Origin of the sequence: Mesorhizobium sp. M7A.F.Ca.CA.001.04.2.1, from assembly GCF_003998485.1 — a bacterium.
In the GTDB taxonomy this organism is placed as follows: domain Bacteria; phylum Pseudomonadota; class Alphaproteobacteria; order Rhizobiales; family Rhizobiaceae; genus Mesorhizobium; species Mesorhizobium ciceri.
Window position 1 is genome coordinate 109,111 of record NZ_RZQT01000003.1, and the last position, 24,031, is coordinate 133,141.

The window sequence follows — 24,031 nt, forward strand, 5'->3', positions numbered from 1 at the left end:
GCTGTTCTTTCGCGGTTCGAAAACCGAACAGGTCGGGCGCCACGGAAACTTGGTCCGCGACGCCCGGCACTGACTGATCAGTTGGTGGTCACAGCATTGGCATCGTCGGCGGTGCGCAGCTTGATGCCCTTCTCGGCGGCGTAGGCCTCGGCGGACTTCTCGATGATTGGCCGCAGCAGCGCCCAGTCCGGCGCGATCCAGTCGGAGACGACGTTCCACTTCTTGCCGTCCCACTGCTGGAAGGTCACGTAGCCTTCGCCTTCATGGTTGTCCCAGCTGACATTGATCGAGTGGAACAGGTCCTTGGCGCCGAGCGCCTCGACCTTGGCCGGATCAAGCTTGAGATGCTCGAAGCCCCAGCGGACCTCGTCGCCGGTCAGCGTGCGGTGGCCGAACTTCTCCTGCGCGATCCGGATCGCCTCGACATTGAGGATGCCGTTGACGATGCCGAGATTGTGGTAGACCGAGCCGATGCGCGCCTTGTCTTCAAGGTTACCCTTGCCGGCGCCGTAGACCGTCTTCACGATCTCCTGAACCACCGGGTAGGAGTTGCCGGAAGCCTGCGTGGTGATGGCGGTGTAACCCTTGGCGGCGTCGCCGGCAGGGATGACATCCTCTTCAGAATTCGACCAGACATTGCCGACGATGTGATCGACGGGATAGCCGACCTTGACCGCCGTCTTCAGCGCCACCGGGTTCATCACACCCCAGCCGCGCAGGACGACGAAATCCGGCTTGGCGCGGCGGATGGTCAGCCACTGCGACTGCTGCTCGTTGCCGGGATGCGGCACCTCGATCTGCTGCACGGTGAAGCCGTATTTCTGCGCCAGCAGCTCATAGATCGGGATGGTCTCCTTGCCGTAGGGCGAGCCGTGATAGAGCACGACGATCTTCTTGCCCTTCAGCTTGTCGATGCCGCCTTCCTTGGAGGCGATGTAGTTCACGATGCCTGATGTCTCGCTGTAGGGATTGAGCAGCAGCGGGAAGACGTAGGGGAAGACACGCCCGTCGGTGGAATCGGTGCGGCCGTGGTTGACGGTGATCAGCGGCACCTTGTCGGCGGTGATGCGGTCAATCATGGCATAGGCGATGCCGACCGAGAGCGGGTTCCAGGCAGCGGCGCCGGCATGGCTCTTCTGCCGCTCATAGCATTCGACGCCGCGCTCGACCTCGTACTGGGTCTCGCATTCGTCCCAGGTCAGCTTGACGCCGTTGACGCCGCCGTCACGGATGTTGGTGAGGTTGAGATAGTCGATGAAGCCGCCGAAGAAGCCGGTGCCGCCGGCCGCGTAAGGCCCGACGCGATAGCTCTGCAGCGGAAAATATTGTTCGTCGGCGTGCGCGGCGGGCAAGGCCACCGACACGATCATCGCCGCGGACAACGCCGCCGCCTTGATTGTGCTGAGGAAAGTCATGGTCGAGGTACTCCCGGTATGGGCCGTCTTGTTCGGCCCCTTGTTCATTTTCGGATGCGTCAGCTCAGGTCGACTGCCAGGCGAACAGGAGCCGTCTTCGGACCCTGTCCCACAGCGCCACCAGCCCGTCGGGTTCAAGGATCAGAAACAGGATGATGAGCGCGCCCAGAACGATGCGCTGGCTCATGTCGAGCACGCCCGAATCGAAGAGATCGCCGAACAGGAAGCCGCCGAGGCGCGACAGAGCGAGCGGGAAAACCACGATGAGGGCGGCGCCGAAAAACGCGCCGCGGATCGAAGCCAGCCCGCCGATGATGATGATGAACAGGATCTGGAACGACCGATCGAGATCGAAGCCGTCCGGCTCGACGGTCCTCAGATAGGCGAAGGCCCAGATGACGCCTGCGACGCCGATGATGAAGGACGAGATGGCGAAGGCCAGCAGCTTGGTCCTCAGCACCGGAATGCCGATGATGCGGGCGGCGGTTTCATTGTCGCGGATGGCGATGAAGTTGCGACCGGTCTGCGACGAGACCAGCCTGTAGGCAAGGAAGGTCAGCACAGTGACGATTGTCAGCGCGAAGAGATAGCGACCGATGGCGCCGTCGAGCGCGAAACCTGAAATCGACAGTCTCGGCGCGTCGATGACGCCTGACGCCGAGTTGTTGGAGAACCAGCTGAACTTGGTCAGCGCCCATTGCACGAAGAACTGCGCGGCAAGCGTCGATACTGCGAGATAAAAACCCCTCAGCCGCAGGCTGGGCAGGCCGAAAACGATGCCGATCGCGGCGGCGACGATGCCGGCCAGGAAGATGCTGCCGATCAGCGGCAGGCCCTCGACGCGCAGGTTGAAATTATAGGCGGCGAAGGCGCCCGCCGCCATGAAGGCGGCACTGCCCAGCGAGACCTGGCCGGCATAGCCGGTGAGAATGTTCAAGCCCACGCCGGCGAGGCTGAGCGCCAGGAACGGCAGCAGGATGGCCTCTAACAGATAGCTTGAGCCGATCAGCGGCACGACACCATAGGCGAAGGCGAGCAGCAGGACCGGTACGACCCATTTCGGCAGCACCGGCGCGGCGACGAAATCGCTTGTTATCGCGGTCATCGTTCAGATCCTCTCAACGAGCTTCTGGCCGAACAGGCCGGAAGGGCGGATCAGCAGGAAGACGAGCGCGACGACATAGGCAAACCAGCTCTCGATGCCGCCGCCGAAATAATCGCCGATATAGACCTCGGCGAGCTTCTCACTGGCGCCGATCAGAAGCCCGCCGACGATGGCGCCGAGGATGGAATCGAAGCCGCCGAGCACCAGCACCGGCAGCGCCTTGAGCACCACCAGCGACAGCGAGAACTGCACGCCGAGGCGTGCGCCCCAGAGCAGTCCCGCCACCAGGGCGACAAGGCCGGCGGCAGCCCACACGGTGGCCCAGATCAAGGGCAGCCTGAGGCCGACCGCGAGGGCCGCGAACTGATCATCGGCAACGGCGCGGAAGGAGAGGCCGATGCGGGTGTAGCGGAAGAACAGCGACAGCAGGAGGACCATGCCGGCGGCAACCACCGCGGCAAAAATGTCGAACTGGCTGATCAGCACGCCGCCGATTTCCAGCGGCACGTCCTCGATGCCGAGATCGAGGCCATGGACCTGCGTGCCCCAGATCAGCTGGGCGGCGCCCTCGATGATGTAGGACAGGCCGAGCGTCGCCATGAACAGTGTGATCGGCGGCTTGTTGGTCAGTGGCCGCAGCACCGTGCGCTCGATGGCGACACCCATCGCAACCATGATGGCGAAGGTGACCGCCAGCGCCAGCGCGAACGGAATACCGCGCTCGACGAGGCTGACGAAGGTGAGTGCCGCAAACAGCAGCATCGCGCCTTGCGCGAAATTGAGCACGCCCGAGGTCTTGTAGATGAGCACGAAGCCGATCGCGACAAGCGAATACATGACGCCTGAGAGCAGGCCGCCGACGAGCACTTCGATGAAGAATTGGTAGTCGAAATCGGCGATCATATGCCTGCCCCGTCCTCATTGTCCGAGGCGACGCCGAGATAGGCATCGATGACGCGTTGGTCGTTCCTGACTTCATCGGGCGTGGCGTCGGCGATCTTGCGGCCGTAGTCGAGAACGGCGATGCGATCGGACAGACCCATGACGACGCCGACATCGTGCTCGATCAACACCGCGGTGGTGGCGAAACGATCGCGCGCGGCACGGACGAAAGACGCCATCTCGCTCTTTTCGCTCGCTGTCATGCCGGCCATCGGCTCGTCCAGCAAAAGCAGGCGCGGCTCGGCCACCAGCGCGCGGGCCAGTTCGACACGCTTCTGCAGGCCGTAAGGCAAGGTGCCGACAAGACGGTCGCGAATGGCGGTGAGATGGAGGAATTCAAGGATCTGTTCGGCACGGCTGCGTGAATCGCGCTGCTCGCCACGCGAGCGGCCGATGCCGAGCACCTGGCCGGCAAAGTTGGAGCGAACCTTGTAGGCGAGGCCAGAGGCGACATTGTCGAGGACGCTTAGGCCCTTGAACAGTGCGAGATTCTGGAAGGTTCTGGCGACGCCGAGATGGGCCAGCCGCTGCGTCGGGACCTGGGCATAGGAGGTACCGTCGAGCCGGACATGGCCGCGATCCGGCCGGTAGACGCCGCTGATGACGTTGATCAGCGAACTCTTGCCGGCGCCGTTCGGGCCGATGATGGCACGGATCTCGCCTTGGCGGACCGATAGGTCGATATCGGCCAGTGCCACGACGCCGCCAAAGGACAGGCTGATGCCCTGAAGCGAAAGCAATGCTGAGGCATCGCCGGCAACGGCCCCTGCCGGCTTGGCGACATCTTCGAACGACTGCTCCGGCCGTGGGCCTGACGGCAGGCCGCGCGCAAAGACCTCCGGTGCATAGGCGGAAGCCTCCATCACTCCGAGCGTATAACTGGGCAACGGCATTCCAATCGTCCTCGATTAGGCGCGCAAAATCCTGTTGCCGCCCGACGGATCAGCGCGCCGGGCAAGCTCCATGTGTGCAGGCCGGCGCGTGTCCGGCGTGCCTGTGGGGTGACTATTCCGCCGCCAGCGACGCCGCCGCCTCGGCGTCTTCCAGTTCGCGAACGAGCGGGATGACATGCTTGCCGAAATACTCGACCTCTTCCTGGAAGTGCAGGAAACCGAGCAGGATGAGATCCGCACCCGCGCGCTTCAGGTCGACGACGCGTTGAGCGACCTGCCTGGGGGTGCCGATCAGGTTCGAGCGGAAGCCGTCATTGTACTGGACCAGATCGTCGAAGGATGATTTCGCCCAATTGCCCTCACCTTCCGGCGAGGCCTTGCCGGCATTCTTGACCTCATGGCCAAAAGCATTGACCGCGTCGGGATTGGCCTCGGCGATGATTTCGGCGAGCACCGCCCTGGCCTCGTCCTCGGTCTCGCGAACGACCGCGAAGGCGTTGACGCCAACTTTGACGGAATGGTTATTGGCCTTCGCCTTGACTCTGATATCATCGACCTGCTTGGCGATCTCGGCCGGCGTGTTGCCGTTGGTGAAGTACCAGTCCGAGACGCGCGATGCCATGTCGCGCGCGGCGCGCGACGAGCCGCCCTGGAAGATTTCGGGTACTTGCGGCGGTTTCGGCTTCAGCGAATACTCATTGAAGCGGTAGAAATCGCCACGGAAGGTGAAGCTGTCTTCAGTCCATATTCCGCGCAGCGCACGGATGAATTCCTCCGAGCGGCGGTAGCGCTCGTCATGGTCGAGCCAATGCTCGCCGATGGCATGGAACTCGCCGCGGAACCAGCCGGAGACAAGGTTGATCGCGACGCGGCCGTTGGTCAGGTAGCTGATGGTGGCGATCTGCTTGGCCGCCAGCGCCGGGTTCCATGGTCCTGGCAGGATCGCCGCGATGACCTTGAGCGTCGTGGTCGCCGCCAGCAGATCATGGCTGAACGCCACCGATTCATGCTGTTCGTCGGCGCCGTAGCCGGCGGTGAAACGTATCTGGCTGAGCGCGTAATCGAAGCCGGCCTTCTCGGCGATCTGCGCCAGCTTGCGATTGTACTCGGCAGAATGGTTGGTGCGCTGCTCGATGTTGGAAATCACCAGGCCGCCCGAAACATTCGGCACCCAGTAGGCGAATTTGATCGGATCGGCTTCTGCATGTGCCATGAACTGTCTCCCATTCAGGCCGTGTCGTTGATCGCTCCGGTCGCGCCGGCTTGGATATTTATTATGTTTATAGAATTTATATACAAAGAAGGATTTTCCGTTTTTGGGGCGCTCTTGGGACGGAAATACCAATTTCGCTGCCGAACCCGGCCCGCAGGTGTCAGCCCACGCGTGGACGGTGCGCGGCATTGACGCCAATGGCCTGCGCTGACGGCAGCGTTACCAGCAGCCTGGCAATTTCAACCGCGACCGCCTGGGCATGGCGGGCGACTTCCGGCAGACCCATGAGCTCGCCGAAAGTCCCTCGTGCCAGCGGGCCGGCGACCAGGAGTGTCGCGACCGCCGCGCCGTCCCGGCCGATCGCGCGGCTGTCGAGACCTGTCTCGATGCCAAGCCCATATTGGTCCGTCCTGATCAAGCCGGCTTCCGCCAGCGAGCTTAGCGCCGGGTTCAGCTGCAGCGCCTGCCCATGGGCCGGACCGGTGGTGTTGATGACGGCAGCGAAGCGCATCGTCTCGATCCGGGTCTGCCCGCGCCGTTGAAAGCTGACAGCCAGGCTGCCGTCCTCGTCGTTCGACGCGACAAGCCTGGCGGCAATGGTGTCGACTGTACCGGCGGCATGACGCCGGTCGAGCACCGCGGCGACCTGCGGCGCGATCCTGAAACGATGCACGTCCCAGAACACGCGCAGCTGGCGCACCAGCCTTGCCCGCTCCGGCGGCGCAAGTGCAGCCCACAGCACCGGCCCCTGGAGGCGCAGCTGATCGAAGACCGACTGCCAGTTGACATTGGCGGCGCGCGCGGCCGCCAGCGTCGCGCGAATGGTCTTGAGCAGGCCGAGCGCCGTCGTGGCCGGCGCGGATGCAAAGTCGCCAAAAGGCTCGCCCCTGATATCCGGGTGGCCGCGCGAGCGCAGGCCGCGGCGCGACAGCGCGAGGATACGGCCGCGATGGCCACGGCGGTCAAGTTCGGCGACCATGTCGGCCGAGGTCAACCCGGAGCCGACGATCAGCACCGACGCCTCCGGCCCGATCCCTGAAAGCGCGGCGGAAGCGTACGGATCGGCGACGAAACCTGGCGCTTCCGTCAGCGAGGCCAGCGCGTTGGGAATTCCGGGCCGCGGATGCGTCGCTGCCAGGACGAGGATATCGGCGACGACCGGTCCGGCAGAGGTGTGCACGGTCCAGCCCGCGCCACTGGCATCGCGTGTCACGCGTGTGGCGGAACCTTCGACATGATGGACAAGGCCGGAACCGAGATACGGCGCCAGATGCTCGGCGACGTAGCGGCCGAACACGCGACGGCGCGGAAAAGCGTCGCCGTTCTTCCAGATGGCATCCGGGTCGTGTTCGAGTTCTCCGCTGCCAGCCAACCAGCGTGCAAAATGCTGCGGATCATCGGGAGCCATGCTCATCCTGGCTGCGGGGACATTGACCCGGTTCGACGGTTCCTCGCTGGAATAGGCCAGGCCGCCGCCGAGCGCTGGTCGCGGCTCGATGACGGAAATCGACAGGCACTCCGATTGAGGTGCCCGCGCCAGATGCCAGGCCACCGCCGCGCCGGAAAAGCCGCCGCCAAGGATGGCGACGCGCAACCGGCGGGCCGGAGGGAGCGCGTTCACGAGGCGCTGGCGAGCGATTTCGGCCGGTGGTCGCCGGCGATGGTCTCGCCGAACGGACCGGTGTTGACGGACGAGCCGGCGGCTTTGACCGGATGGTCGGTCGGCAGTTTCGGCAGCACCAGTTCGCCGAAGCGATAGGCTTCTTCCAGATGCGGATAGCCGGACAGGATGAAGGTATCGATGCCGAGGCGCCGGTACTCGTCGATACGCTCGGCGATCGTGTCGGGGTCGCCGACAAGGGCAGTACCGGCACCGCCGCGCACCAGGCCGACGCCTGCCCACAAATTGGGCGCGATCTCGAGCTTGGCACGATCGCCGCCATGCAATGCGCTCATCCGCGCCTGCCCGACCGAATCCATGCGCGCAAAGACTTTTTGGGCCGAGGCGATCGTCGTGTCGTCGAGGCGGCTGATCAGCCTGTCGGCAGCGGCCCAGGCCTCCTCGGTGGTTTCGCGGGCGATGACATGCAGCCTAATGCCGAAAGAGAGCTTGCGGCCGGCCTTCTGCGCCAGTTCACGCACCCTGTCCAGCTTGCGCCCGACATCGGCAGGCGGCTCGCCCCAGGTCAAATATTTGTCGATCTCCTGCGCCGCCACCGTCGACCCGGCATCGGACGAACCGCCGAAATACAGCGGCGGGTAAGGCGTCTGCACCGGCGGAAACAGCAGCCTTCCGTCCTCGATGTGGAAATGCTTGCCGTCATGCTCGACCGTCTCGCCGCTCAGCACCCGCTTGTATATGCGCAGGAACTCCTGCGTCACCTCATAGCGTTCGGCATGCGACAGGAAAATGCCGTCGCCCTTGTTCTCCAGCGGATCGCCGCCGGTGACGACGTTGATCAGCAGGCGGCCATTGGAGATGCGGTCCAGCGTCGCAGTCATGCGCGCGGCCAGCGTCGGCGACTGCAAACCGGGCCGCACGGCGACAAGGAAACGCAAGCGTTCGGTCATCGGCACAAGAGCCGATGCGATCACCCAGGAATCCTCGCACGAGCGGCCGGTCGGCAACAGCACGCCATAGTAGCCGAGCGTGTCGGCCGCCTTCGCCACTTGCGTCAGATAGGGCAGATCGACCGATCTGCCGCCCTCGGCCGTGCCGAGATAGCGGCTGTCGCCATGCGTCGGCAGAAACCAGAGCACCTTGATACGGTCTGGAATGTGCTTGCTCATGGCCTGTCTCCCGTCGCCTGACGGAGGCGGCCGGAGATGCCTGCTTTGGTTGACGGCGAGCGCAAAAAGGTAGGCATGGCGTGGTCCTGTCCGGGTGGAAACCAGATCGCCAGTGCAGATTGCTTATTCCACAAACTCTGTAGAGTTAGTTTATTCCAATTCCGTTGCCGCTATTAGAATTTCTCTCCCCAAGAAGTCGGCGGCGAGGCCGACCCGAGTGCAGCGGGCCGGCCTTCCTGCATCAGAACGCTGGTTCGACCGCGTTGACGTTGTCCTTGGTGACGACTGTCAGCGGGATCGGCAGCCGGTCCTTGACCTCCTTGCCCTCGATGATCTCGGCCATCGTGTTGATCGCCAGGCGGCCATCCTCGACGGGCGACTGGACGATGGTCGAGTACATCTCATTGGTGCGGATCGATTCGAACGCATCCTTCTGGCCATTGATGCCGACGATCGGCGGTGCGGCCTTGGAGGGGTTCGCCTCTTTCCATGCGTCGATGAAGCCGCGAGCCATCGTGTCGTCATTGGCGTAGACACCGCTGATCTGGTCGCCGAAGCGTGTGATCAGATCGCGGCTCACCACCAGCGCCTTTTGCTGGTCGAAGTCGGCGTTGACCGTGTCGAGCACGTTGATCTCGGCATTGGTTTCCTTGAGACGGTCGGTAAATCCGCTGACGCGGCCGATCGTGGTGCCGTTGCCGGCCTGGCCGGCGATGATGACGACGGAGCCCTTGCCGCCCAGCGCCTTGCTCAGCGAGTCCGCCGCCAGCTTGCCTTCCTCATAGACATCAGGCCCGGTGAACGACTTGATGAACGGCTTGGCATCGTCGCTCATCGGCGAATTGATGAGGATCGCCGGAATGTTCGCCTGCTGCGCGCGCGCCAGCCCCGGTATGTATGCCTGCGGGTCGAGCGGCCACAGGATGATGCCATCGACCTTGCGCGCAACGCAGGTGTTGAGCTGCTCGGTGCCTTTCTGGACATCAAAATCCTGGCTGAGGCTCAGGATCTCGATGCCGAGTTCCGCAGCGCGCGCCTGAAGCGCCTTGTTGGCCGGCGTCGCGTAGGCATGCGAATCCGCTGCCGTCACGTAGCAGACCGTCTTGGCGCTGGCCCAGCCCGTCGATGCCAGCACAGCCGCCATGGCGGCGACGTGAAGCATGCTTTTCTTGCCAATCATGTGTTTCCTCCCAATCATGTGGTTCCTCCTTGAGTGATTGGATTGTCGCGAACGAGCGCCGGGCGCGTGCCCGGAGCCCTCCCCTTGGTGGTAACGGCCCGATCGAGCACGACGAGCAGGATCAGGATAAGCCCGGACACGACCTGCTGGACGTATGCGGGAACGGACTGGAACTCCATCGCGATGGTCAGCGAGCCGATCGTCAGCACGCCGCCGAGCGTGCCGAGCGCGGATCCCTTGCCGCCTTCGAGACGAGTCCCGCCGACAACGACCGCGGCAATGACGGCGACCGTCAGTTCCGAGCCGAAGACAGGCGAGCCGGTGTTGGTGACGAGGCTCTGGAGAACCCCCGCCAGGCCGGCAAGCGTGCCGGCAAAGACAAAGCCGAGAAAGACGATACGGTCCGAGGCGATACCGCTTTCCTTGACAGCCGCCGGGTTGGACCCCACCGCAAAGACGTTGCGCCCAGGTATGGTGCGCGTCAGCCAGAAATGCAGCAGCACGATCAGGGCGATGAACAGCACGCTGCGGAGGGTGAAGACATCGAGATAGATCTTGGCCAGCGCCAGGGAGAGCATGATGTCGGTTCCGGTCACCGGCTGGCTGTTGGTGATCCAGTGCGCGAGTGAGCGGAAGATCAGCATCGTCGCGAGCGTCAGCACGAGCGAATTCACCTTCAGGCCGACGACCAGCATGCCGTTGATGGCGCCTGCCAGGGTACCGACCAGGATGCCGGCGATCGCGGCAGGCAGGATGCCAATCTCTCGCTGCAGGATGACCGATACGATGCCGGCCAGGGCAAACACCGCGCCACCGGAGAGGTCGATCTGGCCCGATATCAAAAGCACCGTCAGGCCGACCGCGATCAGGCCGATCGTCGCCGCCCGGTCGAGACCGAGGCCGAGGGTCGATGCCGAGAGGTAGCCAGGAACCAACAGCGCGGAAATGACGAGCGTCAGGCCGAGAATGATGACGACGCGATGCTGCGAGACAAGCGAAAGAAAACGCATCACGCCACGCCCCGCTTGCGCAGCGCCGCATCCATGCCGACGGCACCGACGATCAGGATGCCGAGCACGAAACCCTGGATTGGCGTGCGCACACCGTCGAGCACCATGACGTTGGTCAGCAGTTGCACGAAGATGAGGCCGGCAATGGCCCGCGGCACCGATCCGAAGCCGCCGACGATCGACACGCCGCCGACCACCACCGCCGTGATGGCGCTGAATTCGTAGCCGCCGCCGATGAGCGGCCGCGCGCTCTGCAGCGTCAGCCCGAGCAGGCCGCCGCTGATGCCGGAAGCCAGTGCGGTGATCACGAAGGCGCCAGCCTTCACGGCCCGCACCGGAACCGCACTAGCCTCGGCGGCGCTGTAATTGCCGCCGGTGGCGAGCGTCCATCTGCCCCAGAAGGAGCGGGACAGGACGAAATGGCCGACAAGGGCGATGACCAGGAAGATCAACACCACGACCGGAATGCCGAACAGCCGGCCCTTGGCGAATTCGGCTGAGGCGGGATTGCTGCCATAGACGATGACCCCGCCGACAGCCGCCTGGACAATGCCCAGTCCGATCGTGCCAACGCCGAGCGTGGCAATGATGGGATTGATGCCGACATATCCGACCAGGCCCCCGTTGAGCAGGCCTATGAGGCCCGCGAGACCCACCGCCAGCAGGAACGCCGGCAGCGGCCCGATCATCGGCTGCAGCCCGAGCGACAGGATGGCGCCGCAGGCGATGGTGGCCGGCACCGACAGGTCGGCCAGGCCGCCGACCACGAGCACGAAGGTCATGCCGACGACGACGATGCCGACGATGGACATCGAAGTCAGGACGTTGAGCAAATTGCCTGACGTGAAGAAGGCGGGGCTGACGAGGGAGCCGTAAAGCATCACGGCGACGATGGCGAAGGCGAGCCCCGCCTTCGACAGGACATCGACAAGCCTGCTGCCACGCGTAAAGCGGTCGTTGCGGTTCACGCCACCGATCTCCATGGCCGCTTCGCTCAAGCCATCTCCTCCCCGGTGGCCAGCGCCATGATGCGCTCCTCGCTCAATTCGCTGCGCAAGAGAGGCTCGGAGGCATAGCCATCGCGCATCACCACCACGCGGTCGCAGACTCCGAGGATTTCGGGCAGTTCCGACGAGATCATCACGACCGCCATGCCGCCGGCGACGAGTTGGCCGATGATGTGGTGGATCTCGGCCTTGGCGCCGACGTCGACGCCCCGCGTCGGCTCGTCGAGGATCAAGGCCGAAGGTTTGGCGGCAAGCCATTTGGCGATGACCGCCTTCTGCTGGTTGCCGCCCGACAGAAGGCTGATGCGCCGTTCGCCGTCGGGCGGTGAAATCGAAAACTGCTTGACCGAATCCCGGGCAAGCGCGCGATCGGCGCTGCGGCTGATGCGTCCGAAACGGGTCAGGCGGCGCAGGATGGGCAGGCTGATGTTTTCCCGGACCGACATTCCAGGCACGACGCCATCGCCCTTGCGATCTTCCGGAACATAGGCAATGCCTGCCCTGACCGCCTGGGATGGCGAGTTGATCGAGACCTCGCGTCCGTTGACGCTGACCGTGCCCTCGACAAGCCGCGACAGGCCGAAGATTGCGCGGGCAACCTCGGTGCGGCCAGCGCCCACCAAGCCGGTCAAGCCCAGTATCTCGCCGGCGCGCACATCGAAGCTGACATCGCGGAAGCGCTGTCCGTCGCTGATATGCTCCACGCGCAACACGGACTTGCCGATCGCGGCCGGACTTTTCGGGAAGACATTGCTAACTTCGCGACCGACCATCAGCCTGATCATATCGGCAGCCTTTATGCCCTTGATCGGACGCGTCTCGATCATTGAGCCATCGCGCAGCACCGTCACCTCATCGGCGATTTCGAGCACCTCCTTCAGCCGATGGCTGATGTAGACGATGGCGATGCCGTCATCGAGCATCTTGCGCAGGATCCGGAACAGCGCCGCCGTCTCATGCTCGCTGAGGCTGGATGTCGGCTCGTCCAGCACTATGATCCTCGGCTGCGCCGCATAGGCCTTGGCGATCTCGACGAGCTGCTGCTGGCTGATAGAAAGGTTGCCGAGCCGTTCACGCGGATTGATGGCCGCTCCGAGCTCGTCGAGGACGGCAGCCGCCGCCCTGACCATCTCGCGCTTGCGCAGAAAGGTCCATTTGCCGGGCATGCGGCCGAGATAGACGTTCTCGGCGACGGTCAGGTCGGGGACCAGATTGATTTCCTGGTGCACCATGCGGATGCCGAGCGCCTGGGCGTCGGCGGGCCGGCGCATGCGCACCTCGGCGCCACCGACTTTGATCGTGCCGCTGGTGGGCGCGTAGGATCCGTTGAGGATCTTCATGAGCGTCGATTTGCCGGCGCCGTTCTCACCCACGACCGCATGAACGGTGCCGAATTTCACGGCAAAATTGACGTTGGACAGAGCCTTCACGCCTGGAAAGTTCTTGCTGATGCCTCGCATATCCAAGGCGCAATCGGCGGCGACGGTCATATCTGGCTAGGTTCCTCCTGGCGGCCGGCCGGTGCGCTACATCGGCCTTCGATATGTTAGTATAATAGCGCTGCAAACGCAGTTCGGGCTTCTTCGAACAAGCTTGAATGGCCTGCGCTGTTGAAGATCCAGGCCTCAGTCCCGGACTGAATTTTCCATCGTTCATCCTCACTATTGCACTAATATAACAGTTCTGGCAAGCTGGATTCCGGCGGGTCGTCATGACGTCGTGCGTCACCGACCCCCACGCTTGTATTGGATGCGTTCCAATTGACATTCTAGTATTATCTGGCCATTTCTGGTGAACGAAGACACGGATTTGCAATGGACCTGGATCCTTCGACGCTCAATCGGGCTCTTCCGCTCCGCGATCAGATCTACCACAAGATCCGCAACCTGATCGTCGTCGGGCAGTTGAAGCCGGGAGAGGTCATCAACGAGGTCGCCATCGCGGAGGCCCTGGGGGTGTCTCGCACCCCCGTTCGCGAAGCGGTCAAGCGCATCAGCGACGAGGGCCTGGTCAAGATCCTGGCGCAGACCGGCACCTATGTTGCTCCGATCAGCCGGGCCGACCTGGAAGAAGCCTATGTCATCCGGCGGGCACTGGAGATGGAAAGCGCCCGACGCGCGGCCGCCAAGTTCACAGCGGCAGCCAGCGAATTGCTGGAAGACAACATGGCGGCGCACCGGCTTGCCATATCCCGCGGCAGATATGCCACCGCGATACAACTCGACGATGTCTTCCACCGCACCATAGCCGAGATCTGCGGCCTGCCGATGATCTGGAGAGCCGTCGACATCTCGAAGGCACAGATGGATCGCGGGCGCTATCTCGCTATCCCAAGACCGGGTTATGGCGAACAGACGATCGAGCAGCACGAGGCCATTTTCGACGCGCTGAAGCGCCACGACGCCGAGGGTGCGGCACGGGCCATGGAACATCATCTCGAGACGTCGTTCCGCAACACGCTCGAAGTCGCCGCCGACCTTCTCGGCTGAAGCCCCGCGAGCAACCAGCATGCAAAGAATGGGACTTTGTATCGGCGTGAAAGCCGAGGCGATCGCGGACTATAAGCGCGTCCACGCCGCCGTCTGGCCCGAAGTGCTCGACGTCATCAGCCGCGCCAACATCCGCAACTATTCGGTCTTCCTGCGCGAACCGGAGAACCTTCTGTTCGCCTGCTGGGAGTATCACGGCAGCGACTTCGCCAAGGATGCAGCGCGGATGAGCGAGTCGCCGGCCATGCGCAAATGGTGGGAACTGTGCGGCCCCATGCAGACGCCGCTGCCGACGCGCGCCGACGGCGAATGGTGGGCGGCCATGGAAGAGGTCTTCCATCTCGATTGACCAGAACGTTATCGGGCAGTCGCTTCCCGGATATGCCCAACGACGTGGCGACCGGTCCGTCTTTCATGACGACCTCATCCAGTCTCCGGCCTTGACCTCTGACATTCTATTATATTAGTATTCCAAATCATTTCTTGTCTCTCGACCTCCTGTCGCGGAGAACTTTTTCAGAGTTTGGGTCATGGCGCGGTTCATCAAGCTTTCGGGGGCCGACAACATTCTTCTGGCGGTCGATCCGTTGAAGATCGGCGAAAAAGCCGGTGACGTGGCTGCCAGGGCACGCATACCGCGCGGGCACAAGATGGCCTTGCGCGACATCGGCTCGGACGAGCCGATCGTGAAATACGGCCAGACCATCGGTTTTGCGCGGGAACCAATCGTCGCCGGCGACTGGGTTCACGAGCACAATGTGTATCTGCGAAATTTCGAACGCGACTACGTCTTCGGCACGAATACCAGGCAAACCGAGATCGTTGCCGAGGCCGAGCGCGCTACTTTCATGGGTTACCGCCGGCCGAGCGGCAAGGTGGGCACGCGCAACTTCATTGCCGTCCTGACCTCGGTGAACTGCTCTGCCAGCGTCGCCCGGTTCATCACCGACGAGGTCAACCGGTCTGGCATCCTGCGCGACTATCCCAATGTCGACGGTATCATCGCACTCGTCCACGGCACTGGCTGCGGCATCGGCACCAAGGGTCCCGCTTACGACCTGTTGAAAAGGACGCAATGGGGCTTTGCCACGAACCCCAATGTCGGCGGCGTGCTGATGGTCGGACTCGGCTGCGAAGCGTTCCAGATCCCACGCTGGATGCAGTCGTACAACATCGAGGAGAGCACGATTTTCCGCACGATGACCATCCAGGAAACCGGCGGTACGCGAAAGACGGTCGAGGCTGGCGTGAAGGCGATCGTCGACATGCTGCCTACGGTGAACGCCGCCGAAAGGACGCCGCAACCAGCCTCCGAACTGGTGCTTGCGCTGCAATGCGGTGGATCGGACGGTTACTCCGGCATCAGCGCCAATCCGGCACTAGGTGCTGCGGTGGACCTGCTTGTCGGGCAAGGCGGTACGGCGGTGCTCTCGGAGACGCCCGAGATCTATGGCGCCGAACATCTCCTCGCCTTGCGCGCCGAGAGCCGCGCGGTGGGCGAAAAGCTGATCGAACGCATCCGCTGGTGGGAGGATTATACCGCCAGGCACGACATGGAGATGAACAACAACCCTTCGCCCGGCAACAAGCTGGGTGGGTTGACGACCATCCTGGAGAAATCGCTCGGCGCTTCCGCCAAGGGCGGCACCACCAATCTGCGGGCGGTGCTGGAATATGCCGAGCCGATCAACGAGCGCGGCCTCGTCTTCATGGATACGCCCGGCTACGACCCGGTCTCGGCCACCGGGCAGGTCGCCGGCGGCGCCAACATATTGTGCTTCACCACCGGCCGCGGTTCGGCCTTTGGCTGCAAGCCGACGCCCTCGATCAAGCTTGCCTCCAACACCTTCATCTTCGAGCAGATGCGCGAGGACATGGATATCAATTGCGGAGACATACTGGACGGCGTCTCGCTGGCCGAGAAGGGCGAGGAGATCTTTGCCGAGATCCTGCGCGTCGCTTCCGGCGGGCGCACCAGGTCGGAAGCGCTCGGCTATGGCGACAACGAGTTCGTGCCATGGAGCCTTGGCGCGACCATGTAGCGATCGCCGGCCTGCACAGGCCGGCGGGCACCCACGAAAAATCTCAAACGGAAAGAACCGCTCGACATGAACAGGATCGATCTTGACGGCCAGCACGCTGTCGTCACCGGCGGCGCCCAGGGCCTCGGCTTCGCGATGGCCAGGCGTTTCGTCGCTTCCGGCGCGACGGTCAGCTTGTGGGATCTCGATGAGGCCCGCCTCGAAACCGCCAAGAAGGAACTCGGCAACGCTGCCACGACAGAGATCGTGGACGTCGCCGATTGGACGTCGGTGGACGCGGCGCGCGCCAGGACCGAAGATCTGGCCGGCAAGATTTCCATTCTGGTCAATTCCGCCGGAATTGCCGGCCCTGCCGCCCCGCTCGACGTCTACGACATCGAGACGTGGAAGAAGGTCATCGACGTCAACGTAAACGGTACGTTCTACGTCAATCGCGCCGTGGTTCCCGGAATGAAGGAGCGCAATTACGGACGGATCGTCAATATCGCTTCGGTCGCCGGCAAGGAGGGCAACCCCAACGCCTCCGCCTATTCAGCCTCGAAGGCGGCGGTCATCGGCTTGACCAAGTCGCTCGGCAAGGAACTGGCGCAGTACGACATCGCCGTGAACTGCATCTCGCCGGCCACGGCACAGACGCGCATTCTCGAACAGCTGACGCCGGAGCACATCGAATATATGCGCTCGCGCATTCCGCGCGGCCGCCTGCTGGAGGTCGACGAAGCCGCGGCGATGGTCGCCTGGCTCGTCTCCAAGGAGAACAGTTTCACGACCGCCTCCACGTTCGACCTGTCGGGTGGGCGGACGACCTATTGAAGGGCAGTTGCCGTTCAGCCAGGCAACCGACCGAGGCCAGCCGCAAAGCGCGCCACCATCGCCACGCCGGTCTCGTTGGGCCGCATCGCCGGAGCCCGGTCGTGTATCGGGATGCCTGCGCGGGCGCCGAACAGCCGCTTGCCGTAGCAGATCAGGTTCTCGATGCCCTGCATGACGCAGACCGCTGCCGGCAGCATTCTTGCATACTCGGCCTCGGCCGTCGCTTCGTCACCGATCCGAAACGCATTGTAGGCGCGCACGGCGAGGTCGATGCCATCAGGCGCCAGGATCATGCCGCGGCAACCGATGCGGAAATTGTCGATCAGTTCCAGGCCGCCGCGTCCGTTGAAAACGGGTATCCGGCCTTCGGTGCGTTCGATCAATCCGGCAATGTCGGTGACCGGGCCTTCGCCCTTGATCAGCCTTATGTTGGGATGCAGCGTGACGAGTTCGCGGATCTCGTCCGATGACAGGCCGCGCCCGAAAAACGCCGGCGCGTTCTGGATCGCCACCGACAGGTCGGTTGCCTCGGCGACGCGGCCGAAGAACCTGGTGTATTCCGGCGCACCATAGGATCCGACCGGCGGCGGCTGCAGGATCACCCAATCCGCTCCCACGCTTTCAGCATGGCGAAGCTGTGCCACCTGCTCAGCCACCGAAGCGCCGAAGATGGTGAAGGCAAGCGGCACTTTTCCAGCCGTATCTTCCGCCGTCCAGTCCATGATCGTCCGGCGCTCGGCCTCGGTCAGCTTGGCGACTTCCGTCGCCAGGCCGAGCGCCGCCATGCCGTGCACGCCCGTCGCCAGGCAGATCTCGACCTGCCGACGCATCGCCGCGCGGTCCAGTTGTTCGTTCGCGTCAAAGAGCGCGTAGAGAATGGCGTGAATGCCGTGGAAACCGTCAGGCCGGAAATTAGGCATGCTGGTCGGCCTCAATGGCTTTCGCGTGGAATGGCGTGGCCACGGCATCCGACGAGAAAGTCGAGATCGGCGCCGCGGTCCGCCTGCAGGACACGGTCGACGTAGAGGCCCTGATAGCCGCCGCGCATCGCCGGGACGGGCGGTAGCCAGGATTCACGACGCCGCGCCAACTCCTGTGCCGACACGTCGAGATGCAGCTTCCTTGCTTCGACGTCGAGCTCGATGAAGTCGCCGCTCCTGACCAGCGCCAGCGGGCCGCCGATGGCGGCTTCGGGTGCGGCATGCAGCACGACGGTGCCGAAGGCGGTGCCGGACATGCGGGCATCGGAGATGCGGATCATGTCGCGGACACCCTGCTTCAGCAGCTTCCGGGGCAGCGCCATGTTGCCGACCTCGGCCATCCCCGGATAGCCCTTGGGGCCGCAATTCTTCAGCACCATGATCGACGCTTCGTCGACGTCGAGCGCGGGATCGTCGACGCGCGCCTTGTAGTCGTCGATGTCCTCGAAGACGACGGCGCGGCCGCGATGCTTCATCAGGGCCGGTGACGCGGCTGACGGCTTGATGATGGCGCCGTCGGGCGCCAGATTGCCGCGCAGCACCGCGATACCGCCATTGCGAGTAAGCGCCTTGTCGCGCGGGCGGATCACCTCGGGATTGTAGTTTTGAGCGTCACGGATGTTGTCGCGCACGGTCTTGCCGGTGACGGTCAGCACGTCGAGATCGAGCAGATCGCCGATCTCCTTCATGACCGCCGGAATGCCGCCTGCGTAGCAGAAGTCCTCCATCAGGAAGCGGCCTGACGGCATCAGGTCGAGGATGGTCGGTACATCGCGGCCATACCGATCCCAATCGTCCAGTGTCAGTTCGGTGCCGACGCGGCCGGCAATCGCCAGCAGATGCACGACCGCATTGGTCGAGCCGCCGATGGCACCATTGACACGGATGGCGTTGGCGAAAGCTTCTTTCTTGAGGATGGCGGACGGGCGGAGATTCTCATTGACCATCTCGACGATGCGCCGCCCCGTCATGCGGGCGATGCGGCTGCGGCGCGCGTCGACCGCCGGATAGGCAGCGTTGCCCGGCAGCGCCAGGCCGAGCGCTTCGACCATCGAGGCCATGGTCGAGGCCGTGCCCATGGTCATGCAATGACCCGGCGAGCGTGACATGGCACTCTCGGCATTAGCGAAATCCTGCTCGCTCATCACGCCGGCGCGGACATCCTCGGAGAATTTCCAGACATCGGTGCCGGAACCTATCTCGCGGCCCTGGAAACGGCCATTGAGCATCGGCCCGCCGGAAATGACGATCGACGGCAGGTCGCAGGAGGCCGCGCCCATGACCAGCGACGGGGTGGTCTTGTCGCAGCCTGCCATCAGCACGACACCGTCCATCGGATTGCCGCGGATCGCTTCCTCGACATCCATCGAGGCGAGATTGCGGAACAGCATCGCCGTCGGGCGCAGATTGGATTCGCCGCAGGAGAAGACCGGGAATTCCAGCGGCAGGCCGCCGGCTTCCAGCACGCCCGCCTTGATGTGCTCGATCAGGCCACGGAAATGCACGTGACAAGGCGTGAATTCGGAGAAGGTGTTGCAGATGCCGATCACCGGGCGGCCGTCGAAGGCATCGTCGGGCAGGCCGTTGTTCTTCATCCAGCTGCGGTGAATGAAGGCGTCCTTGCCCTGCCCGCCGAACCAGTGCTGCGATCGTCTCTTGGTCATGATTTTCCCGGAATTCAGGCTGGATGCTGGAGCTGGCTCAGCCCACCATCTACGACGAGCGTGGCCGCATTCATGAACGGGCACTCGTCGGAAATCATGAACACCGCAGCCAGCGCAATCTCGCGCGCCGTGGCGATGCGGCCGCCAGGATGTAGCGCCATGGTGTTGGCGCGTGCTGTGGCCGGATCGGCAAAGCTGTTCCAGTAGTCGATCGCCTTCTGGGTTTCGACATAGCCGGGCGCCAGCGCGTTCACGCGCACGCCTTGCACCGCATATTCGAGCGCCAGCGATTTGGTCAGGCCGAGCAGCGCGTGCTTGGCGACCGGATAGGGAAAGGTGTGTGGGATGATGGTGAAGCTGTGCGTCGAGGCGATGTTGAGGATGGCGCCGCCGCCGCTCGCGATCATACCCGGCAACACCGCCTTGCTGCAATTCCAGGCGCCCTTGACGTTGACGTCGAAGTTGCGGTTCCATTCCTCCTCGGTCGCCTCGAGCGGCGTCGAGAACACATTGGCCCCGGCATTGTTGATCAGCGCGCTGATGGGGCCGATCTCGGCGGCCGCTTGGCTGACGGCAGTGGCAATCGCGGCACCGTCGCTGATGTCGGCTGCCGCATGCCCGACATGGCCGCGCGGCACGGCGAGGCCCGCGACGGTCTTGTCCAGCAGTGCGCCGTCGCGGTCGACCAGGAACAGTCTTGCGCCTTCGGCAAGGCAGGCCTCGGCGATCGCCAGCCCGATGCCTTGCGCGGCGCCGGTCAGGAAGATGCGTTTGCCGGAAAGGCGCTCAGCCATGGTTGTCGCTCCAGTCGAAGACGGTCATTGCGAATCTTGCTCTGAGAACCTCGCCGGGGGAAAGTACCTTGATCCCCATTGGGTCGGCATCGAAATGCTTCAACGCATTTGGGGTATGGCTCATCGGCTCCAGGCAGAAGAAGCTTCGGTCCGTGTCCGGCGCAAAGAGCATGTAGCGGTCGAGCTCCGCGTCCGCCTCGATGTCGATCCCCAGACAGTGCTCCGGCCAGATGATGCGCGCGATGCCGCTCCACCCTTCGAAGCCATTGTTCAGCCAACGGTCGGGCAAATGGCGCGGCGTTGAGAAATCGACATCGGCGGCAATGGCGCTCCTGGACGCTGGAAGGTGCCCGTCGCGCTCTGTCCACCAGGTTTCGGCCGGCGCAAACAAGGTCGTCCGCGGCGTGCGCGGAAAGAATGGATGGAAACCGAGGCCGAATGGCAGTGGAATGACGCCGGTATTTTCGACGGCAAGCCGGAGTTCCAGCCGCGCGCCGGCGAGCCGGAACGACTGTCGCGCATGGTAGACATAGGGCGAGTCGACGCGGCGCGGCTGATCGAAGGCCAAATCGAGGCGGTCGACGCGATGCTCCTCGACCTTCCAGTTCGCCTGCCAGCCGTCACCGTGAATATAGAAAGGATCAGTCGTGTTGGGCGCCAGCGTGAAGTTTTGACCGCCGCAGGAAAACGCATTGCCCTCGACGCGATTGCCGATCGGCACCATCGGAAAGCAAGCGCAGTGCACAACGTCGAACTCGGCCTCGCCTTGGTAGGGACGCAGGAATGGCACCCCGTCGGCCGTATGGCCGTTGACGATTGCGCTGCCAGAGGGGCTGATCTCGACGCACAGCCGATTGCTTTCCAGTAGTATTCCAGCCGACATGCCCTGCCCCGACTCAACGCCGGCCCAAAGCCGACGAGCGCAGATTGTCGAGCAGCACGGCCAGGAGCAAAATAACGCCGCGCACGATGTACTGGTAAAAGGCCGGGATGTTGAGCAGGTTCATGGCGTTCTCGGCGATGCCCATGATCAGCACGCCGACGATGACGCCCGACATGGTGGCGCGGCCGCCGGCAAGCGAGACGCCGCCGAGCACACAGGCCGAGATGACCGAGAGTTCCAGTCCGACCGCCGCGTTGGGCTGGCCCGAGGTGATGCGCGACGCCAGCAGGATGCCGGCGATGCCGCAGATGACGCCTTGCAGCGCAAAAATCCAGATGCGCGTCCGGTCGACATTGACGCCGGCAAGGCGCGAAGCCTCCGGATTGCCGCCGATGGCCAATGTGTTCTTGCCGAAGACGGTGCGGTTGAGGACGAAGCCGAAGATGCAAAACAGGATGGCGAGCACCCAGACCGGCGTCGGAATGCCGAGCAGTTTGGACAGCGCGAGCTGGTAGAAATCCGGGCTGTTGATGCCGACGGCGCGGCCGTCGGACGCAATCAGCGCAAACCCGCGCACGATCTGCATGGTGGCCAGCGTCGTGATCAGCGCGTTGATGCGGAATTTGGCGATGACGATGCCGTTGATGAAGCCGACGAAGGCGCCGCTGGCAATTGCCGCCAAGAGGCCAAGCAGGATCGAGCCGGTGTAATTCGACGCCATCACAGCGACCATGCCGGCAAAGGCGACGATGGAGCCGACCGACAGGTCGAAGTCGCGTGCGGCAAGGCAGAACATCATGGTGCAGGCGACGATACCGACGGTGACCACCGACTGCAGCAGGCCGAGCATGTTGCGGTCGGTGAGGAAATTCGGCACCAGAGCCGAGACCAGCGCGAAGGCGACGACAAAGATGACGACGAGGCCCTGTTCGCCGAGCAGGATTTTTTTCAACTGGTCGGTCATGCCAAAAGTCCTCAAGATGCGATCGCGTCGGGGGTTTTCTGATCGGGGAGAGCGGCGGCCACGATCGCCCTTTCGGCGAACTGGTCGCGGGTGAGCTCAGCGCTGACGCGGCCGCCGCACATCACCAGAATGCGATCGCAGATGCCCATCACCTCCGGCAGTTCGGACGAGACGACAACGATCGCCATGCCGTCCTGCGCAAGCTGGTAGAGCAGTTCATAGATTTCCGATTTGGCACCGACGTCGATGCCGCGCGTCGGCTCGTCGACAATGAGAACCCGCACCCCTTGTTCGGACAGCCAGCGGCCAAGAATGACCTTCTGCTGGTTGCCGCCGGAGAGGTTGATGATGTCCTGCTTGCGCGACGGCGTGCGCACCTTGAGCTTCTTGATGAAGGTTTCGGCGGTGGCGATCTCGCTGGCGCGGTTCAACACGCCGAAGCGCGTGTGATGGCGCCGCGACGAGATGTTGATGTTCTCCTCGACCGAGCGGCCCTGGATGATGCCGTCATGCTTGCGGTCCTCCGAACACAGCACGATGCCGGCCCGGATCGTACCACGCGGATCGGTGGCAGGGACCAGCTTGCCATCGACGGTGATGGTGCCGCCCGAGCGCGGATCGGCGCCATAGACCAGACGCATCAGTTCCGAGCGCCCGGCACCGATCAGGCCGAAGAAGCCGACGATCTCGCCTGCCCTCGCCTCGAAACTGGCCGGCGTCTTCAGTTTGGGGCCGCTGAGAGCGTCGACCTTCAGGCGGACATCGCCCGTTTTTCGTGCGCGAAAACCCCAGATATCCGAAATCTCGCGGCCGACCATTTCGGCGATGACCTGGTCGCGGGTGACGCCTTTCAGCGACGCATGGTGCGCCGCCAGCTTGCCGTCGCGCAGCACGGTCAGGCTGTCGCAGAGCCGGAACACTTCGTCAAGCCTGTGCGAGACGTAGATGATGACCTTGCCCTCGCCGCGCAGGCGGTCGATCAGGGCAAACAGGATTTCGCTTTCGCGCGAGGACAGCGACGAGGTCGGTTCATCCAGCGCGATAACGCGTGCGTCGAGCATGATCGCCTTGGCGATCTCGACCATCTGGCGTTCGCCGATGGACAGCGTCTTGACCTTGCGGCGCATGTCGATGTCGATGCCGGCCGATTTCAGCTTGGCGCCGACGTCGTCCAGCATCCGGCGGCCGGCGATGATGCCGGCGTTGGCAGGGAAACGACCGAGGCTGAGATTTTCGGCAACGGTGAGTTCAGGAACCAGCTGCAGTTCCTGATGAATGACGATGACGCCATTGTCGAAGGCATCCCGGGTCGACGTATAGGCCTGAACCCTGCCGTCGATGCGGATCTCGCCCTGATCGGCATGCTGGTCGCCGGACAGTATCTTGATCAGGGTGGATTTGCCGGCGCCGTTCTCGCCCATCAGGCCGTGCACGGCGCCTTTGTCGACGCCGAACGAGACGTCCGACAGCGCCTTGACGCCCGGATAGGTCTTGGTGATGTGCGAGAAGTCGAGAAAGGACACGGGCAGCGATCCTCTTGTGGAATGGCAAACAGGCGGCGGGATGAGCCGCCGCCTGTTTGTACAGGGAGGATTATTCGATGCCGAGGCCCTGGCGGACCTTTTGGTAGTCGTCGCGCTTGGCGAGTGCACCAGAAGTCAGGATCAACTTCTCCGGCTCCTTGTTGCTGGCAACCCAGTCATACATGTTGAGCGCCGTTTCGTAGCCATGACGCTTCGGCGAGATGATCACGGTGCCGACGAAGCCGGTGGCCGTCGGCTTCTTGAACTCGTTGATCGCCGAATCCGCGCCGCCAATGCCAACGCCGATCACGCTATCAGCGGGGA

The 24,031-nt window shown here is 63.6% G+C and carries 21 protein-coding genes and 1 pseudogene; 4 read left to right on the forward strand and 18 right to left on the reverse strand.

Annotated elements, in window-relative coordinates:
* Positions 1-77: 77 nt before the first annotated feature.
* The 11 genes from EN955_RS02090 to EN955_RS02140 all read right to left on the reverse strand — a co-directional run bounded on the left by EN955_RS02090 (position 78) and on the right by EN955_RS02140 (position 13,045).
* Positions 78-1,415 carry an ABC transporter substrate-binding protein gene (locus EN955_RS02090; RefSeq protein ID WP_024501877.1) on the reverse strand — a complete coding sequence of 446 codons (1,338 nt, stop codon included), beginning with the start codon at positions 1,413-1,415 and terminating at the stop codon, positions 78-80.
* A gap of 64 nt (positions 1,416-1,479) precedes the next feature.
* A complete protein-coding gene (locus EN955_RS02095) occupies positions 1,480-2,520 on the reverse strand; it encodes a branched-chain amino acid ABC transporter permease (protein WP_024501878.1) in 1,041 nt (346 codons plus the stop codon).
* A gap of 3 nt (positions 2,521-2,523) precedes the next feature.
* Positions 2,524-3,423 carry a branched-chain amino acid ABC transporter permease gene (locus tag EN955_RS02100; protein ID WP_032898718.1) on the reverse strand — a complete coding sequence of 300 codons (900 nt, stop codon included), beginning with the start codon at positions 3,421-3,423 and terminating at the stop codon, positions 2,524-2,526.
* Entirely contained in the window at positions 3,420-4,355 is a 936-nt protein-coding gene (locus tag EN955_RS02105) for an ABC transporter ATP-binding protein (RefSeq protein WP_024501880.1), read from the reverse strand. Before EN955_RS02105 ends, EN955_RS02100 begins: the two co-directional genes overlap by 4 nt.
* Before the next feature lie 112 nt (positions 4,356-4,467).
* Complete coding sequence (sfnG, locus tag EN955_RS02110; protein ID WP_013528160.1) at positions 4,468-5,568, reverse strand: dimethylsulfone monooxygenase SfnG; 1,101 nt, start codon at positions 5,566-5,568, stop codon at positions 4,468-4,470.
* Positions 5,569-5,728: 160 nt separating this feature from the next.
* Positions 5,729-7,189, reverse strand: coding sequence for an FAD/NAD(P)-binding protein (locus tag EN955_RS02115; protein WP_024501881.1), 1,461 nt, complete (start codon positions 7,187-7,189; stop codon positions 5,729-5,731).
* A complete protein-coding gene (ssuD, locus tag EN955_RS02120; RefSeq protein ID WP_024501882.1) occupies positions 7,186-8,358 on the reverse strand; it encodes an FMNH2-dependent alkanesulfonate monooxygenase in 1,173 nt (390 codons plus the stop codon). The genes EN955_RS02115 and ssuD overlap by 4 nt, the downstream gene beginning before the upstream one ends.
* 241 nt (positions 8,359-8,599) lie before the next feature.
* Positions 8,600-9,538, reverse strand: coding sequence for a sugar ABC transporter substrate-binding protein (locus EN955_RS02125; RefSeq protein WP_013528163.1), 939 nt, complete (start codon positions 9,536-9,538; stop codon positions 8,600-8,602).
* A gap of 14 nt (positions 9,539-9,552) precedes the next feature.
* Complete coding sequence (locus tag EN955_RS02130) at positions 9,553-10,548, reverse strand: ABC transporter permease (protein WP_024501883.1); 996 nt, start codon at positions 10,546-10,548, stop codon at positions 9,553-9,555.
* Positions 10,548-11,546: an ABC transporter permease gene (locus EN955_RS02135; protein WP_244506882.1), complete on the reverse strand. Its 999-nt coding sequence runs from the start codon at positions 11,544-11,546 to the stop codon at positions 10,548-10,550. The genes EN955_RS02130 and EN955_RS02135 overlap by 1 nt, the downstream gene beginning before the upstream one ends.
* Positions 11,543-13,045, reverse strand: coding sequence for a sugar ABC transporter ATP-binding protein (locus EN955_RS02140; RefSeq protein WP_024501885.1), 1,503 nt, complete (start codon positions 13,043-13,045; stop codon positions 11,543-11,545). Before EN955_RS02140 ends, EN955_RS02135 begins: the two co-directional genes overlap by 4 nt.
* Positions 13,046-13,369: 324 nt before the next feature.
* Between EN955_RS02140 and EN955_RS02145 the strand changes: the two genes are divergently transcribed.
* The 4 genes from EN955_RS02145 (at position 13,370) to EN955_RS02160 (ending at position 16,899) form a co-directional block, all read left to right on the forward strand.
* Positions 13,370-14,044 carry a GntR family transcriptional regulator gene (locus tag EN955_RS02145; RefSeq protein ID WP_013528167.1) on the forward strand — a complete coding sequence of 225 codons (675 nt, stop codon included), beginning with the start codon at positions 13,370-13,372 and terminating at the stop codon, positions 14,042-14,044.
* Between the two features lie 19 nt (positions 14,045-14,063).
* On the forward strand, positions 14,064-14,393 hold the full coding sequence (locus tag EN955_RS02150; RefSeq protein ID WP_127223392.1) for an L-rhamnose mutarotase: 330 nt from the start codon (positions 14,064-14,066) through the stop codon (positions 14,391-14,393).
* Positions 14,394-14,574: 181 nt separating this feature from the next.
* Positions 14,575-16,086 carry an altronate dehydratase family protein gene (locus EN955_RS02155; protein WP_024501887.1) on the forward strand — a complete coding sequence of 504 codons (1,512 nt, stop codon included), beginning with the start codon at positions 14,575-14,577 and terminating at the stop codon, positions 16,084-16,086.
* Between the two features lie 66 nt (positions 16,087-16,152).
* Positions 16,153-16,899, forward strand: a complete 747-nt coding sequence (locus EN955_RS02160) for an SDR family NAD(P)-dependent oxidoreductase (protein ID WP_013528170.1) — start codon at positions 16,153-16,155, stop codon at positions 16,897-16,899.
* Between the two features lie 14 nt (positions 16,900-16,913).
* Here the strand turns inward: EN955_RS02160 and EN955_RS02165 are convergent, their stop codons facing one another.
* The 7 genes and pseudogenes from EN955_RS02165 to EN955_RS02195 all read right to left on the reverse strand — a co-directional run.
* A complete protein-coding gene (locus EN955_RS02165) occupies positions 16,914-17,819 on the reverse strand; it encodes a dihydrodipicolinate synthase family protein (RefSeq protein WP_024501888.1) in 906 nt (301 codons plus the stop codon).
* Positions 17,820-17,830: 11 nt separating this feature from the next.
* On the reverse strand, positions 17,831-19,543 hold the full coding sequence (locus EN955_RS02170) for an IlvD/Edd family dehydratase (protein ID WP_024501889.1): 1,713 nt from the start codon (positions 19,541-19,543) through the stop codon (positions 17,831-17,833).
* Between the two features lie 14 nt (positions 19,544-19,557).
* Positions 19,558-20,337, reverse strand: a complete 780-nt coding sequence (locus tag EN955_RS02175) for an SDR family oxidoreductase (RefSeq protein WP_024501890.1) — start codon at positions 20,335-20,337, stop codon at positions 19,558-19,560.
* Positions 20,330-21,220: an aldose 1-epimerase gene (locus EN955_RS02180; RefSeq protein WP_024501891.1), complete on the reverse strand. Its 891-nt coding sequence runs from the start codon at positions 21,218-21,220 to the stop codon at positions 20,330-20,332. The genes EN955_RS02175 and EN955_RS02180 overlap by 8 nt, the downstream gene beginning before the upstream one ends.
* Before the next feature lie 13 nt (positions 21,221-21,233).
* Positions 21,234-22,184, reverse strand: coding sequence for an L-arabinose ABC transporter permease AraH (gene araH, locus EN955_RS02185; protein ID WP_024501892.1), 951 nt, complete (start codon positions 22,182-22,184; stop codon positions 21,234-21,236).
* Between the two features lie 11 nt (positions 22,185-22,195).
* Complete coding sequence (gene araG / locus EN955_RS02190) at positions 22,196-23,707, reverse strand: L-arabinose ABC transporter ATP-binding protein AraG (protein ID WP_024501893.1); 1,512 nt, start codon at positions 23,705-23,707, stop codon at positions 22,196-22,198.
* Positions 23,708-23,777: 70 nt separating this feature from the next.
* Positions 23,778-24,031, reverse strand: a pseudogene (locus tag EN955_RS02195) (arabinose ABC transporter substrate-binding protein); the annotation flags it as partial.

What these genes read in the sequence shown, in the direction of transcription:
- EN955_RS02090 (WP_024501877.1), bottom strand. Translation starts at nt 1,415, where the DNA reads ATGACTTTCCTCAGCACAATCAAGGCGGCGGCGTTGTCCGCGGCGATG.
- EN955_RS02095 (WP_024501878.1), bottom strand. Translation starts at nt 2,520, where the DNA reads ATGACCGCGATAACAAGCGATTTCGTCGCCGCGCCGGTGCTGCCGAAA.
- EN955_RS02100 (WP_032898718.1), bottom strand. Translation starts at nt 3,423, where the DNA reads ATGATCGCCGATTTCGACTACCAATTCTTCATCGAAGTGCTCGTCGGC.
- EN955_RS02105 (WP_024501880.1), bottom strand. Translation starts at nt 4,355, where the DNA reads ATGCCGTTGCCCAGTTATACGCTCGGAGTGATGGAGGCTTCCGCCTAT.
- sfnG (WP_013528160.1), bottom strand. Translation starts at nt 5,568, where the DNA reads ATGGCACATGCAGAAGCCGATCCGATCAAATTCGCCTACTGGGTGCCG.
- ssuD (WP_024501882.1), bottom strand. Translation starts at nt 8,358, where the DNA reads ATGAGCAAGCACATTCCAGACCGTATCAAGGTGCTCTGGTTTCTGCCG.
- EN955_RS02125 (WP_013528163.1), bottom strand. Translation starts at nt 9,538, where the DNA reads ATGATTGGCAAGAAAAGCATGCTTCACGTCGCCGCCATGGCGGCTGTG.
- EN955_RS02130 (WP_024501883.1), bottom strand. Translation starts at nt 10,548, where the DNA reads ATGCGTTTTCTTTCGCTTGTCTCGCAGCATCGCGTCGTCATCATTCTC.
- EN955_RS02140 (WP_024501885.1), bottom strand. Translation starts at nt 13,045, where the DNA reads ATGACCGTCGCCGCCGATTGCGCCTTGGATATGCGAGGCATCAGCAAG.
- EN955_RS02145 (WP_013528167.1), top strand. Translation starts at nt 13,370, where the DNA reads ATGGACCTGGATCCTTCGACGCTCAATCGGGCTCTTCCGCTCCGCGAT.
- EN955_RS02150 (WP_127223392.1), top strand. Translation starts at nt 14,064, where the DNA reads ATGCAAAGAATGGGACTTTGTATCGGCGTGAAAGCCGAGGCGATCGCG.
- EN955_RS02155 (WP_024501887.1), top strand. Translation starts at nt 14,575, where the DNA reads ATGGCGCGGTTCATCAAGCTTTCGGGGGCCGACAACATTCTTCTGGCG.
- EN955_RS02160 (WP_013528170.1), top strand. Translation starts at nt 16,153, where the DNA reads ATGAACAGGATCGATCTTGACGGCCAGCACGCTGTCGTCACCGGCGGC.
- EN955_RS02165 (WP_024501888.1), bottom strand. Translation starts at nt 17,819, where the DNA reads ATGCCTAATTTCCGGCCTGACGGTTTCCACGGCATTCACGCCATTCTC.
- EN955_RS02170 (WP_024501889.1), bottom strand. Translation starts at nt 19,543, where the DNA reads ATGACCAAGAGACGATCGCAGCACTGGTTCGGCGGGCAGGGCAAGGAC.
- EN955_RS02175 (WP_024501890.1), bottom strand. Translation starts at nt 20,337, where the DNA reads ATGGCTGAGCGCCTTTCCGGCAAACGCATCTTCCTGACCGGCGCCGCG.
- EN955_RS02180 (WP_024501891.1), bottom strand. Translation starts at nt 21,220, where the DNA reads ATGTCGGCTGGAATACTACTGGAAAGCAATCGGCTGTGCGTCGAGATC.
- araH (WP_024501892.1), bottom strand. Translation starts at nt 22,184, where the DNA reads ATGACCGACCAGTTGAAAAAAATCCTGCTCGGCGAACAGGGCCTCGTC.